This is a genomic window from Klebsiella variicola (assembly GCF_000828055.2).
Lineage (GTDB): Bacteria > Pseudomonadota > Gammaproteobacteria > Enterobacterales > Enterobacteriaceae > Klebsiella > Klebsiella variicola.
Genome location: NZ_CP010523.2, coordinates 997386 through 1011210, shown reverse-complemented (window position 1 = coordinate 1011210; position 13825 = coordinate 997386). Strand labels below are relative to the sequence as shown.

Annotated in this window: 11 protein-coding genes; 3 read left to right on the top strand and 8 right to left on the bottom strand. The window is 61.2% G+C overall.

All coding sequences use genetic code 11. The annotated features are described in order from the left end of the window. The first annotated feature begins 376 nt into the window (after positions 1-376). The 3 genes from SP68_RS04835 to SP68_RS04825 all read left to right on the top strand — a co-directional run bounded on the left by SP68_RS04835 (position 377) and on the right by SP68_RS04825 (position 4179). Positions 377-1666 (top strand): HAAAP family serine/threonine permease, encoded by a 1290-nt coding sequence (locus tag SP68_RS04835; protein WP_008806259.1) that lies wholly within the window; start codon positions 377-379, stop codon positions 1664-1666. 65 nt (positions 1667-1731) lie between these two features. After that, positions 1732-3099 carry an L-serine ammonia-lyase gene (locus SP68_RS04830; RefSeq protein WP_012540721.1) on the top strand — a complete coding sequence of 456 codons (1368 nt, stop codon included), beginning with the start codon at positions 1732-1734 and terminating at the stop codon, positions 3097-3099. 138 nt (positions 3100-3237) lie between these two features. Continuing rightward, positions 3238-4179 carry an aliphatic sulfonate ABC transporter substrate-binding protein gene (locus SP68_RS04825; protein WP_022065097.1) on the top strand — a complete coding sequence of 314 codons (942 nt, stop codon included), beginning with the start codon at positions 3238-3240 and terminating at the stop codon, positions 4177-4179. A 45-nt stretch (positions 4180-4224) separates the two neighbouring features. Here the strand turns inward: SP68_RS04825 and SP68_RS04820 are convergent, their stop codons facing one another. From SP68_RS04820 to ssuD, 8 genes are all read right to left on the bottom strand, one after another. Further along, positions 4225-5448 carry an acyl-CoA dehydrogenase family protein gene (locus SP68_RS04820; RefSeq protein ID WP_016161727.1) on the bottom strand — a complete coding sequence of 408 codons (1224 nt, stop codon included), beginning with the start codon at positions 5446-5448 and terminating at the stop codon, positions 4225-4227. A 10-nt stretch (positions 5449-5458) separates the two neighbouring features. Next, complete coding sequence (locus SP68_RS04815; protein ID WP_004151071.1) at positions 5459-6880, bottom strand: MFS transporter; 1422 nt, start codon at positions 6878-6880, stop codon at positions 5459-5461. 193 nt (positions 6881-7073) lie between these two features. Next, positions 7074-7952, bottom strand: a complete 879-nt coding sequence (locus tag SP68_RS04810) for a MetQ/NlpA family ABC transporter substrate-binding protein (protein ID WP_008806262.1) — start codon at positions 7950-7952, stop codon at positions 7074-7076. Next, positions 7949-8647, bottom strand: a complete 699-nt coding sequence (locus SP68_RS04805; protein WP_040968835.1) for a methionine ABC transporter permease — start codon at positions 8645-8647, stop codon at positions 7949-7951. The genes SP68_RS04810 and SP68_RS04805 overlap by 4 nt, the downstream gene beginning before the upstream one ends. Next, complete coding sequence (locus SP68_RS04800) at positions 8644-9666, bottom strand: methionine ABC transporter ATP-binding protein (protein ID WP_004174621.1); 1023 nt, start codon at positions 9664-9666, stop codon at positions 8644-8646. Before SP68_RS04800 ends, SP68_RS04805 begins: the two co-directional genes overlap by 4 nt. Then, complete coding sequence (locus SP68_RS04795; RefSeq protein ID WP_004890067.1) at positions 9663-11069, bottom strand: LLM class flavin-dependent oxidoreductase; 1407 nt, start codon at positions 11067-11069, stop codon at positions 9663-9665. The genes SP68_RS04800 and SP68_RS04795 overlap by 4 nt, the downstream gene beginning before the upstream one ends. A 73-nt stretch (positions 11070-11142) precedes the next feature. After that, positions 11143-12540 (bottom strand): FAD/NAD(P)-binding protein, encoded by a 1398-nt coding sequence (locus tag SP68_RS04790; protein ID WP_040968836.1) that lies wholly within the window; start codon positions 12538-12540, stop codon positions 11143-11145. A gap of 46 nt (positions 12541-12586) precedes the next feature. Beyond that, the gene (ssuD, locus tag SP68_RS04785) at positions 12587-13759 is read right to left on the bottom strand and encodes an FMNH2-dependent alkanesulfonate monooxygenase (RefSeq protein WP_008806267.1); all 1173 of its coding nucleotides are present in this window, start codon (positions 13757-13759) and stop codon (positions 12587-12589) included. Positions 13760-13825: the final 66 nt, after the last annotated feature.

The window sequence follows — 13825 nt, the reverse complement described above, 5'->3', positions numbered from 1 at the left end:
TGCGTTGGTAAAAACTGCGACAATTATCACTGCAAAAAATGGTTTTAAGCGCAAAAACGTCGACTACATCTCTTTTTTACAGTAAATCCCTCGTTATTACGCCGCTCCGCTTTTATCTCATATGCTGCAAATGGTAGCCTGCGCGCCACAAATCGCTGGCTGATCACCAGAAACAGGCTGTTGGACTAAAAATACGCACATTGAAAGTGGATTATTGCATTTGAGATCGCGATCACTGATGCATAAACCATATAAATGTATCTTTCCGGCCCAATTATTACGGAGAAAATTTCTAAAAAAACCGTAATTAAACGAATTTCATGTTACGCAATTGTATTTGTTCATTAGATTTTGTTGATTCCTCCAGGAGATACAGATGGAAACCACTCAAACCAGCACCATCGTTTCGGGCGAAACCCGCAGCGGATGGCGTAAAACCGACACCATGTGGATGCTGGGCCTGTACGGTACAGCGATCGGCGCGGGCGTCTTGTTCCTGCCGATCAACGCCGGCGTCGGCGGCATGATCCCCCTGATTATCATGGCGATTCTGGCCTTCCCGATGACCTTCTTCGCTCACCGCGGTATGACTCGCTTCGTCCTCTCCGGGAAAAATCCGGGCGAAGACATCACCGAAGTGGTGGAAGAACACTTTGGCGTAGGCGCAGGGAAGCTGATTACCCTGCTCTACTTCTTCGCTATCTACCCGATCCTGCTGGTGTACAGCGTGGCGATCACTAACACCGTCGAAACCTTCATGGCGCACCAACTGCACATGACGCCGCCGCCGCGCGCCATTCTGTCGCTGATCCTGATCGTCGGCATGATGACCATCGTGCGTTTCGGTGAGCAGATGATTGTGAAAGCGATGAGCATCCTGGTGTTCCCGTTCGTTATCGCCCTGATGATTCTGGCGCTGTACCTGATCCCGCAGTGGAACGGCGCGGCGCTGGAGACGCTCTCCCTGAGCAGCGCCTCCGCAACCGGCAATGGCCTGCTGATGACCCTGTGGCTGGCGATCCCGGTGATGGTCTTCTCCTTCAACCACTCGCCGATCATCTCCTCCTTCGCGGTGGCCAAGCGTGAAGAGTACGGCGCAGGCGCCGAGAAGAAATGCTCCAGCATCCTGGCCCGCGCTCACATTATGATGGTGCTGACCGTGATGTTCTTCGTATTCAGCTGCGTCCTGAGCCTCTCTCCGGCGGACCTGGCGGCGGCGAAAGAGCAGAACATCTCGATTCTGTCTTACCTGGCAAACCACTTTAACGCGCCGGTTATCGCCTGGATGGCACCGATCATCGCGATGATCGCCATCACCAAATCCTTCCTCGGCCACTATCTGGGCGCCCGCGAAGGCTTTAACGGCATGGTGATTAAATCCCTGCGCAGTAAAGGCAAATCTATCGAAGTCAACAAACTGAACAAGCTGACCGCGCTGTTCATGCTGGTGACCACCTGGATTGTGGCGACGCTGAACCCGAGCATCCTCGGGATGATCGAGACCCTTGGCGGCCCGATTATCGCGATGATCCTGTTCCTGATGCCGATGTACGCGATTCAGAAAGTGCCGGCGATGCGTAAATACAGCGGCCATATCAGCAACGTCTTCGTGGTGATTATGGGTCTGATTGCCATCTCCGCGATCTTCTACTCGCTGTTCAGCTAATTCAGTCAATACCTCCCCCCGCGCCGCTTAACGGCGGCGCGCTTTCCGACAGCACGGGAATACATATGATCAGCGTATTCGATATCTTTAAAATCGGCATTGGCCCTTCCAGCTCCCATACCGTTGGACCGATGAAAGCGGGCAAACAATTCACTGACGATCTGATCGCACGCGGCCTGCTGGCCGACGTCAGCAAAGTCGTCGTCGACGTCTATGGCTCCCTCTCCCTGACCGGTAAAGGCCACCATACCGACATCGCGATTATCATGGGACTCGCCGGCAACCTGCCGGACACCGTCGACATCGACGCCATTCCGGGCTTTATTCAGGACGTTAACACCCATGGCCGCCTGATGCTGGCCAACGGTCAGCACGAAGTGGACTTCCCGGTCGATCAGTGCATGAATTTCCATGCCGACAACCTGTCGCTGCATGAGAACGGCATGCGCATTACCGCCCTGGCCGGTGACAAGGTGATCTACAGCCAGACGTATTACTCTATCGGCGGCGGCTTTATCGTCGACGAAGCGCACTTCGGCCAGATCGCCGATGCGCCGGTTGCGGTTCCTTACCCTTATAAAAACGCCGCCGACCTGCAGCGTCACTGCCGTGAAACCGGGCTGTCGCTCTCTGGGCTGATGATGCAGAACGAACTGGCGCTGCACAGCAAAGAAGCGCTGGAGCAACACTTTGCCGCGGTATGGGAAGTGATGAGCGCCGGTATCGAACGCGGCATCACCACCGAAGGCGTTCTGCCGGGCAAACTGCGCGTGCCGCGCCGGGCCGCCGCGCTGCGCCGCATGCTGGTGAGTCAGGACACCACCAACAGCGATCCGATGGCGGTGGTCGACTGGATCAATATGTTCGCCCTGGCGGTGAACGAAGAGAACGCCGCCGGTGGCCGGGTCGTTACCGCGCCAACCAACGGCGCCTGCGGTATCGTGCCGGCGGTGCTGGCCTACTACGACAAGTTTATCCGCAAAGTGAACAGCAACTCTCTGGCCCGCTATATGCTGGTCGCCAGCGCGATTGGTTCGCTGTATAAGATGAACGCGTCCATCTCCGGCGCCGAAGTCGGCTGCCAGGGTGAAGTGGGCGTCGCCTGCTCGATGGCGGCGGCCGGTCTGGCGGAACTGCTGGGCGGTAGTCCGGGTCAGGTGTGCATCGCGGCAGAGATCGCCATGGAGCATAACCTCGGCCTGACCTGCGACCCGGTTGCCGGCCAGGTGCAGGTACCGTGTATCGAACGCAACGCTATCGCCGCCGTGAAAGCGGTCAACGCCGCGCGAATGGCGCTGCGCCGAACCAGCGAGCCGCGCGTCTGCCTCGATAAAGTGATCGAGACCATGTACGAAACCGGTAAAGACATGAACGCCAAGTACCGGGAAACCTCTCGCGGTGGCCTGGCGATGAAGATCGTCGCCTGCGATTAATCCTCAGACCCGGCACGCGTCGACGTGTCGGGTCATCGTCCTGAATAACTCTTTTTGTTATATCAATAAAATTTTAGTTATTTAATGGTTATAAGCGCTGTTTGTTACCTTACGCAAAACCGCTAAGGAGAACAGACAATGTCCAACCGATTCCGCCCCGCCTGGCTGCTGGTCCTCGCCGCCCTCTCTACCTCCGCGCTGGCCAAAGCGCCGGAAACCGTCAACATCGGCTATCAAAAGGCGAATATCTTCGCGCTGCTGAAGTATCGCGGCACGCTGGATAAGAGCCTGAAAAAACAGGGTATTGCCGTACGCTGGGTCGAATTCCCCGCCGGACCGCAAATGCTGGAGGGGCTGAACGTCGGTAGTATCGATCTGGCCGCGACCGGCGATGCGCCTCCGGCCTTTGCCCAGGCGGCGCAAGCCGATCTGGTCTACCTTGCCCATTCCCCCGCTAACCCGAAAACGGAAGCGATTGTGGTGCCTGAACAGTCGGCAATCCACAGCGTGGCCGACCTGAAGGGCAAGCGCGTGGGGTTGAACAAGGGGTCTGACGTCAACTACCTGCTGGTTGCCGCACTGGAAAAAGCGGGCCTCAGCTATAAAGACATCACCCCGGTCTATCTGCCGCCGGCGGATGCCCGCGCCGCTTTCCAGCGCGGGGCGATTGATGCGTGGGTGATCTGGGATCCGTTCCTCGCAGAAGTGGAAACCAACGCGAAAGCCCGACAGATCCGCAATGCCGAGGGGCTGGTGCCTCACTACACCTTCTATCTCGCCAGCCGCAAGTTTGCAGATACCTACCCGGAGACAGCAAAGCAGGTGGTGGATGAGCTGGGTAAACTCAGCGCGTGGGCGAACAGCCATCAGGACGAGGCCGCCGGGCTGCTGTCGACCTCAACCGGACTGGATAAAGCCATCTGGCAGAAGACCCTGGCCCGCCTGCCCTACGGTGCCGAACGCATGACCCCGGCGGTGTATAACGAACAGCAGGCGCTGGCGGATACCTTTACGCGCATCGGCCTGCTGCCGGTGAAAGTCGACGTGCGCAGCGCCACCTGGTCGCTGGATAAACCTTGATTTTCCTGACGACGGGAAGCACTGCGCCTCCCGTCGCCGACAGGCTTACCCCGCCGTTTTCTCACCATTGCCTATCTGCCAGATAAAGGTGGGCGCTTCACCGTTCACCAGCCAGTTACCGATATTACGTGCCTTATAAATCACCGGATTATGCGAGGCGACCGTCCGCGCATTGCGCCAGTGGCGATCCAGCGCAAGGCGAGTTCGCGTATCCGACGCCCCGAGGGCATTAAACAGCTCCGTCGCCGCCCGCGGGATCCAGTCGCTGGCGATCACCTGCGCCTGCGCCGCTTCCACTTCCGCCAGCTGGTTACGCCGGGCAATCAATGCTTCGTCGTCGCTGACGTGCGCCACATAGGCCTGCTGCAGCGATTCCGCGGCCTGCAGGACCGCGGCCCGGGTCGCCCATGCCCAGCTGCTGATCTGCCCAACGACCTGCAGAACCTGAGCGTCATCGCGCGGCACGGCGGCGTTGCCGTGGCTGTACATCCGGGAGCGATGTTTGACGCCCTGCGCGGCATCCCGCTCAACCGCCAGGCCAATGCCCGCGAGGGTCGCCAGCAGCACATGCTGGTAGAAGGCGGTCTGATAGCGAAAGCGCTGGGCAAAATCATAGACATGTTCGGTTTCCACCCGAGCGCCGGTAAAGCGGGTGGTCCCGCTGCCGGTCAGCCGCTGGCCAAAGCCATCCCAGTCATCTTCCCGCGCCACGCCGGTCTGCTGGGTGCTGACCAGGGCTATCACATCGCCGGCGGTATCACTGCGCCGGGCAAACACATCGATCCAGTCGGCGTACAGCGCGCCGGTGCTGTAAAACTTCTCGCCGTCGAGTCGCCAGCCGCCCTCTGTCGGCGTCACTCTGGTGTTCACCTCTCCCAGCTTAACCGCGCCGATCTCGGTCCAGCCGCTGCCCACCAGCTCACCGTCGAGGAAGCGACGAAACCAGCGGTCGCGCCCGGCGGAATCCGGCTGATTCAGCTGATCTTCCACAAAGGCAAAGTGCGCGCGCAGGGCCTGCGGCAGGTTAGAGTCCGCTTGCGCCAGCTCGATCAGCAGCGCGCTGAGCTGCGGCAGCGAAGCGCCCCAGCCGCCCTTCTCGCGCGGGATACGCAGCGTGCCGAAGCCCGCTTCTTTCAGCCAGCGGATCGGCTCATCGGGCAGAATGCGCTGCTGTTCGCGCTCCGCAGCGCCCTGGGCGATACGGGTGAATATCGGGCGGAAGGCGGCCGCCAGCGCGTCATAATCGGTGCCAGTGGAGAGCAGGGTCATTGTCAGTTCCTTATTCATGGAGTGCGTCGATATCTTCTCGCGTCGGTTCATGACGGACCGCCAGCAGGAAGAAAATGGGAATAATGGCGGCAAGCGAGACCACCCAGAACATCTGCGTGCCGAGGGAGGCCTGCAGCAGCGGCAGAATAAACAACGCCAGCGCGCTGCCGATCCCGGAGAGTGCCCGGCTGAAACCGACCCCGGTGGCGCGAATGGCAGTAGGATAGGAGAGCGCCGGGTAGATCATCAGCTGCGCCCCCGGGCCAAACCCTTCGGCGAACAGCCACAGCCCCAGCATCGCGATAGCCAGCACGATACCTGCCGTCGCGTGCGGTTGCCCCACCAGCGCCAGCACAATCAGCGCCACAAACTGCAGGGCGAAGCCGGCTATCGCCACATGACGCGAAGGATATTTCCACGCCAGATGCATACCGAGCAGCCCGCCGGTAAAAGCAAACAGGGCGTTCAGCCCCAGCGATGCCGAAATAGTTTCGAAGACGCCAGCCCCGAGGAACTGGGCAAGAATTGACGGCAGGAAAAAGGCAATCGCCGTGTACTCGAAGGAGATACAGATATTCATCACCCCGGCGACGATAGTCCGCTCGCGGTAGGGTTTTTCGAACAGCACGCGGAAGCTCACTTTCGGCGCGGGCGCGGGCTTCGCCGCCGGGACCTCATGGGCATGGATCCCCCAGGAGTCGCGTAAAATACGCACTGCAGAGGTCAGATCGCCCTGGTTCGCCGCCCACAGCGGGGATTCATTCATAAATCGACTGCGGACGGCAATAATCAGCAGTGCCGGCACGGCGCCGAACAGCAGGGAGGCGCGCCACAGCCAGTCAAGATGCTCCTGCGGCAGCAGGAAATAGAGGCCGAAGATAATGAGAAAGCAGACGGTTGAGGCGGCGTACCACATCGGGCACCACGCCGCGAGGCGAGCCGCTTTGTTGCCTTTGCCGGCAAAGCGGGAAAACTCGGCCAGATAGGACATCGCTACCGGCAGGTCGATGCCAACGCCGATGCCCATCAGGAAGCGGGCGCCAATCAACACCCAGACGTTCGGCGCCAGCCCGGCGGCGATAGCCGAAATCACGAAAAAGAACATATCGGCCATAAAAACCGAATAGCGACCATATTTATCGGTCAGCCAGCCGCCGATAATATTGCCGACGATAGTCCCGACCATAATGGACGAAGTCACCAGGCCGGTCAGCAGCGGTGAGAGCTGAAATTCACGTACAACGTCATCAATACCGTAGGAGAGCGTGGTTAAGTCATATGCGTCGAGAAAAACGCCCCCCAGCGCGAGGAAGACAATCATCCGCGCATATTTCGCTTGTTCCTTGCCGGAATTAATTAGCCGCGCCACATCCCCGACGCTACTGACCGGTACCGAAGCGATACCGGGATTATCCACTGGTAATGTACTCATTTTTTCACCTTATTATTTTGTGCAGGTCATCAGCGGTTATAGACCGCGCGCGACGAGAATCAAAACAACAAATCATTCTATAAAAATCAATATAATCAATAAGTTAATAAATATTACCAGCACAAAAAGGACGCGCTTTCGCGCATCCTCAAGGGAAATAAATAACAACGAAAATAGACGTCGTGCAGGACGCTTATTCCGCGGACACTGGAACTAATACGTCTTTTACCAGCGGGTCATCGGTGGTTTGTAACCACGTCTGGATCCGCGGGTCAGAAAAAGCCTGTTTTAATTTGACGATATTTTCCTGCGATAAATACGGTGTACCAATCACTAATTGCGAAGCAAAGGTGCGCGGCGCCGGCGGGAATAATATGCCTTTCTCACGCGGCACTTTCCCGGCGTCAAATTGCGAGACATAGCCGATGGCGGCATCCACCGAATTTAACGCCCGCGGCATGGTCAGCAGATCCAGCTCTTTAAAGACAAACTGATGCGGGTTACCGACAATATTTTTCAGCTTCGCCGTACGCGGCTCCACCGCCGGGTCGAGCGAGATCAACCCAATGCGCTGGAGCAGCCACAGGGCCTGCCCCTGATTGGCGCCATCGTCAGGCACGACAATGGTCGCGCCGTTGGGCAACGCCTGTACCGACGAGTAGCGGTCGGAATAGATGCCAAACGCCCACTGGAACACCGGCACCGTGGTCGACAGCGCAAAGCCGTTAGCGTCCACCACCTGTTTAAGCCACCACTGATGCTGATAGATCGTCCCGGCATACTGTCCTTCCGCTACCGCGCGGTCAGCCTGGACCGGATCCTGCACCCCCACCGCCTCCAGTTTCAGACCGTAATCGGGCGCAATATGCTGATTAATATACTCAATGATCCGCTGCTCGCCGGCCATCGCCGGCTCGTAGTGAATTTTTAACGTGCTGCCGAAGACCACCTGCTGGCTTTGGGTATGTCCCCGCCACCACCAGAAGGCGATGGCGAGCAGGATAATCACTGCCAGCGCCGCCAGCCAGGGCCAGCGCCGCGCTTTACGTAACTCAAATTGCTCTGTTGTCATACAAGGTTCCCCTGCGTGTGGCGTAAACGGTTGACCAGACGGTCACCCAAAAATTGAATCAACTGGATCGTGGCGATCAGGGCAATGATCGTCGCGATCATGATGTGGTTGTCGAAGCGCTGATAGCCGTACACCACGGCCAGGTAGCCGATGCCGCCGGCGCCGATGGTCCCGGCGATAGCCGAATACTCAATCATCGAGACCAGGTTCAGCGTCACCGCCGCCACCAGCGCGGGCAAGGCTTCACTGAGCTGCGCGCTGGCAATGATTTGCCAGCGCGACCCGCCGCAGACGACCCCCACTGCGGTGACCTCCGCCGGCAACTCGCGCAGCGCGTTCTCCACCAGACGGCCAAAGAACGGGACGCCGGCGGCGATCATCGGCACCACCGCGGCGGGGATGCCAATCGTGGTGCCGGTCAGCCAGTATGTGAACGGGATAATGGCGGCCATCAGCACCAGAAACGGCAGCGAACGTCCCATATTGACCACCCAGTTCAGCAGTCGGTACAGCAGTGCGTGCGGAAATAAGCCCCGCGGCGAGGCATTAAACAACACCACCCCCACCAGCCCTCCCAGCGTGACGACAAACAGCATCACAATGGCCACCATCAGCCAGGTTTCGCCATAGGCGGGGAGCAGCAGCGAAGGGATTTCGCCCCAGGGGGTATCCTGACTGATGACTGTCGGTTTCATACCGCCTCCCTGAGCAACGGCGCGCTGTCGAGGATCTCCGCCGTTATGCCGAGCTGCGCCAGCAGGCCCTGCAGTCGCGCGGGCGACAGGCGTTCGCCCTGAAAGCGCACTCCGGCCTGCAGGCGACCGGCCAGCCGACCATTGATCACCTCGACGTGACCGCCAAGGAGATCGATCTGCAGCGCCCACTGCTGGCTCAGGCGGCTGATCCAGTCGGTGGCCACCGGCACATCCCAGCGGTAGCTCAGACGCAGCAGAAGATCGCTGTGGGTCGCTGCCGCCGGCGTCAGCGGCAACAGCTGCTGGCCGAGCAGAGAATCGGGGCGCGCCAGCAGATCTTCGATCCGCCCGTACTGGACGATCGTCCCGTCGCGGATCTCCGCCACCGCATCCGCCGCCGTGCGCACCGCGTCCATTTCATGGGTGATCAGGACGATCGCCAGCTGGTACTCGTCACGCAGCCGCTTGAGCAGAGCCAGCACCGAGGCCGTGGCCTGAGGATCGAGGCCGGAGGTGGCTTCATCCGCCAGCAGAACGGACGGGCGCAGCGCCAGCGCGCGGGCAATGCCGATCCGCTGGCGCTGGCCGCCTGAGAGCTGGGCCGGCCAGGCATCCGCTTTGTGGCTCAGGCCGACGCTCTCCAGCAGCTCGCCAACCCGCGCCTTGATATCGCGCTCCACCACACCCAGCCACGCCAGCGGCAGGGCGACATTCTCCCAGGCGGTCCTGCGGCTCAACAGCGCCGAAGACTGGAAAACGGTGCCAATCGCCCGCCGTTCCCGGCGCAGCGCCTCGCCGGACAGCGCCGACAGATCCTGGCCATTGATACGAATGCTGCCGCTGTCCGGTTGCTCCAGCAGGCTGATGCAGCGCGCCAGGGTTGATTTACCGGCGCCGCTCGGCCCCACCACCGCGGTGATGGAGCGCTCAGGCACCTGCAGCGACAGCCCTTTCAGCACCGCGCTGAGCCGGCCATCCGCCGTGCGGTAACTTTTATGCAGGTCATCGATAGCGATCATGTCACCTTCTCCTCTACCGATGCCGCCGTGCGCGCATCGCGGCGGTAGCTGGCGCCCGGGTGAGGCGCGGCCAGACGCGGGCCGGCGCCGAACAGTTTTTCGCGCAGGGTCCCCTCGCGGTACTCCTGCTTAAAGACGCCGCGCTTTTGCAGCTCAGGCACCAGCAGCTCGACGACGTCGCGGAAGGTTTCGTGAGTGACGGCATAGGCGAGGTTAAAGCCATCGACGTCCGTCTCTTCGACCCAGGACTGCAGTTCGTCCGCCACGGTTTGCGCGCTGCCAACCACCAGCGGACCGAAGCCGCCGATCCCCGCCCAATCGGCCAGGGCCTGCACCGTCCACTGGCGGTTCGGATCAGCGGTCGAAAAGGCCTCCACCGCCGACTGAATGGCGTTGGTGTGCAGATACTTCAGCACCTGATCCGGCTGATACTGGCCGAAATCGATCCCCGTCCAGCCGGAGAGCAGCGCCAGCGCGCCTTCATAGCTGACGTACTGCTTATATTCCTGCCACTTCGCCTGCGCCTCGCGGTCGGTGTCGCCGACAATCACCGTCTGCAGGTTGAAGATCAGGATGCTGTGCGGATCTCGCCCCGCTTCAGCTGCCCGGCGGCGAATATCCGCCACCGTCTTCTTCAGCAGCACCTTCGACGGCGCTGCGACGAAGACGCATTCGGCATGGCCGGCGGCGAACTGTTTGCCGCGGCTGGACGCCCCCGCCTGATACAGCACCGGCGTGCGCTGCGGGGATGGCTCGCAGAGGTGGATCCCCGGCACGGAAAAGAACTGTCCCTGATGGTTAATGGGATGGATTTTCCGCGGATCGCTGAAGATCTTCCGCTCTCTGTCGCGCAGCACCGCCCCGTCCTCCCAGCTTCCCTCCAGCAGTTTGTAGATCACCTGCAAATACTCATCGGCATAGTCATAGCGGGTGTCATGATCGGTCTGAGTCTGCTGGCCGATATTGCGCGCCCCGCTCTCCAGATAGGAGGTGACGATATTCCAGCCCACCCGCCCTTTGGTCAGATGATCGAGCGTCGACAGACGACGAGCGAAGGGGTAAGGATGCTCAAACGACAGCGAGGCGGTCAGGCCGAAGCCCAGATGCTCCGTCACCAGCGCCATCGGGGTGATCAGTGCCAGCGGATCGTTGACCGGAACCTGCGTCGCCTGGCGGATCGCCGCGTCGCCGCTGCCGTTCAGTACGTCATAGATCCCCAGCACGTCGGCGATAAACAGCCCGTCGAACTTGCCGCGCTCCAGCAGCCGCGCCAGATCCACCCAGTACTCCAGATCTTTATACTGCCAGGAGCGATCCCGGGGATGCGCCCACAGGCCCGGCGACTGATGGCCGACGCAGTTCATATCGAAAGCGTTAAGACGAATTTCACGTTGTGATGACATAGCAATCTCCATAGCGCGGCCCGTCGCCGGGGCGCACGCGGCAAAATGAATCAGGGAAAATAAAGGGAGGTATTCAGTACGCAGGACATCGGGAGTCCTGCGGGATCCCGAGCGTGAGTAACGCTTGCGCCGCCACGTCGGCGGCATGGTCGGCTACCTGCGGCAGGCCCATCAGTTCGCCAAAACGCCCGCGGGCGGCCGGACCGGCCACCAGCACCGGCGGCGCCTCAACGTGCGGCTCAGCCACTGCCCGGGAACGGCTGTCCACCTCCAGGCCCATGCCGAGGGCATCGGCGCGAATCAGGCCGCGGCGGGCGAGGTCCTGTAAAAATGGCTGGCTGTCGGTCAGGGCGCGGTGTGCGGGTCCGGTCGTCAGGATCAGGTGATCGACGCTCAGGGTTTGCACACCGCCGCCGCGCCGCGCCAGCGTCAGACGCAGCGTTTCGCCTTCACCGCTTATCGACAGTAGCCTGGCCGCCTGCACCTGCAGACTGCCCGTGCGCTGGCGCGCCTCCAGCACCTCGGCGACCTGCGGCGCCACGCGGTAGCGGTGGACATCCCAGTAATGGCGCAGATGGCGCAGAAAACGCTGGCGATCGGCGACGCTGAGCGCCTGCCAGATCCGCTGCCCCTGCTGACGAACCGCATCCAGCACCACCTGCCAGCTCAGGCCCTGCTGCGCCGCATACGCGACGTCGAGGCGGATCTGACGCAGGCGCTGACGCAGGTTGCCCTGCTGATAGTCGCCGGGCCAGGTTGTCCCTGCGCCGCTAAGGTTGCCGCGCGACAGCAGGCCGTGGCGCGAAAAGGCGACGATACTGCCGCGGTGGCCCAGCCGGTCCAGCGTCGCGACCGTATCGGCCATGGTTAATCCGGTGCCCATCACCGCCACCCGGGCGTGCGGGGCGATGGCATCGAGCGCGCCGGGCTGCCACGGGTTGGCAATCAGCGCCGGATGATGACGCCAGGCTTCGGCCTGCGGCGGCAGCGAAGGCGGTGGATGACTGATCGCCAGCACCAGCAGATCGGCCTTAAGCTGCAGGCCGCCGTCGGTGGTCACCGTCCCCTGATGAAAAGCGAGCGCCCGATCGCGCAGGTGGCGAAGCCGTCCGCCGCTGGACGCCACGGCGTCGGCAAAACGCTGCGCCACATAGCGACCAAACTGGCCGCGCTGAGGGTAGACGGAACCGTCCGGGCGCAGCGCCTGCACATCGACGGCAAAGGCAGGCTGATGGCGGTACCAATGATCGAAGGCGCCCTCTTCGTCGCCGGCCAGCTGCATGCGAGCGGCCGGAACGTTAATCCGGTGCGTCGGCTCCGCAGTGGAGTAGGCCACCCCGGCCCCGGGGGACTGGCGCGGCTCCAGCAGCGTCACGCGCACCCCGTTCGGCGCCAGGCGCAGCAGCTCAATCGCCACCGCCGCGCCGCTAAAGCCGCCGCCGATAATCACGATATGCGGTTCTGCACTCATCGCAGCCCTCCTCCGGTATGCTGTCTCATGGTCGCGCTCCGGGCCATCAGCTGGCGCTGACCTGGCGCACCGGGCGCTTATCGCCGCCGATGGTTTCGCCAAACGGACCGGTGTTCACGCTACGCGCCTTCGACGAGGCCGCGTTTTCCAGCGGCAACAGAGGCATCACCAGCTCAGCAAAGCGGTGCGCTTCTTCCAGATGTGGGTAGCCGGAGAAGATAAAGTTGCTGATGCCGAGCGCCTGATATTCGCGGATGCGTTCCGCTACCTGCTGCGGATTACCTACCAGCGCGGTACCCGCGCCGCCGCGCACCAGTCCGACGCCGGCCCACAGATTGGGCGCAATGCGCAGATTATCGCGCGACCCCTGATGCAGGGCGCTCATCCGCGCCTGGCCGGCCGAGTCCATGCGGGCGAAGATCTTTTGCGCCTGGGCAATGGTATCGTCGTCAAGATGGGCGATCAGCCGGTCGGCGGCGGCCCATGCCTCTTCTTCCGTTTCGCGCACAATGACGTGCAGACGAATGCCGTACTGCAGGGTGCGTCCGCGGGCCGCGGCGCGCTCGCGCACCACCGCCAGCTTCTCCGCCACCAGTTCCGGGGGTTCGCCCCACGTCAGATAGCTGTCGATCTGCTCGGCCGCCACATCAATGGCCGCCTCAGAAGAGCCGCCGAAATAGAGCGGCGGGCCATTCTCCTGTACCGGCGGGAACAGCACTTCAGCGCCTTCCACGTGAATATGCTCGCCGTGATAGTCCACTTTTTCCCCGCGAAGCAGGCGGGTGTAAACATCAAGAAATTCGCGGGTCACCTGATAGCGCTCGCTGTGGCTGAGGAAGATACCGTCGCCTTTGTTTTCCACCGGGTCGCCGCCGGTAACGACGTTGATCAGCAGCCGACCTTCCGATAAACGGTCGAGGGTGGCCGCCATCCGTGCCGCCAGGGTTGGCGGCTGCAGGCCCGGCCTGACCGCCACCAGATAGCGCAGACGGCGGGTCAACGGCGCCAGCGCCGAGGCCACCAGCCACGAATCTTCACAGCTTTTACCGGTGGGGATCAGCACGCCGTAGTAGCCCAGACTGTCGGCCGCCAACGCCACCTGCTGCAGATAAGGTAAATCGACCGGGCGTCCACCCTCGGTGGTACCCAGATAACGGCCATCGCCATGGGTAGGTAAGAACCAGAAGACATTGATCTTGTCGGGAGCTTGCTGCGTCATTATCTATTTCCTATATAACCATATCCGATATTTATCGAAGAGATGTTTTAATTTGGTTATATGGGT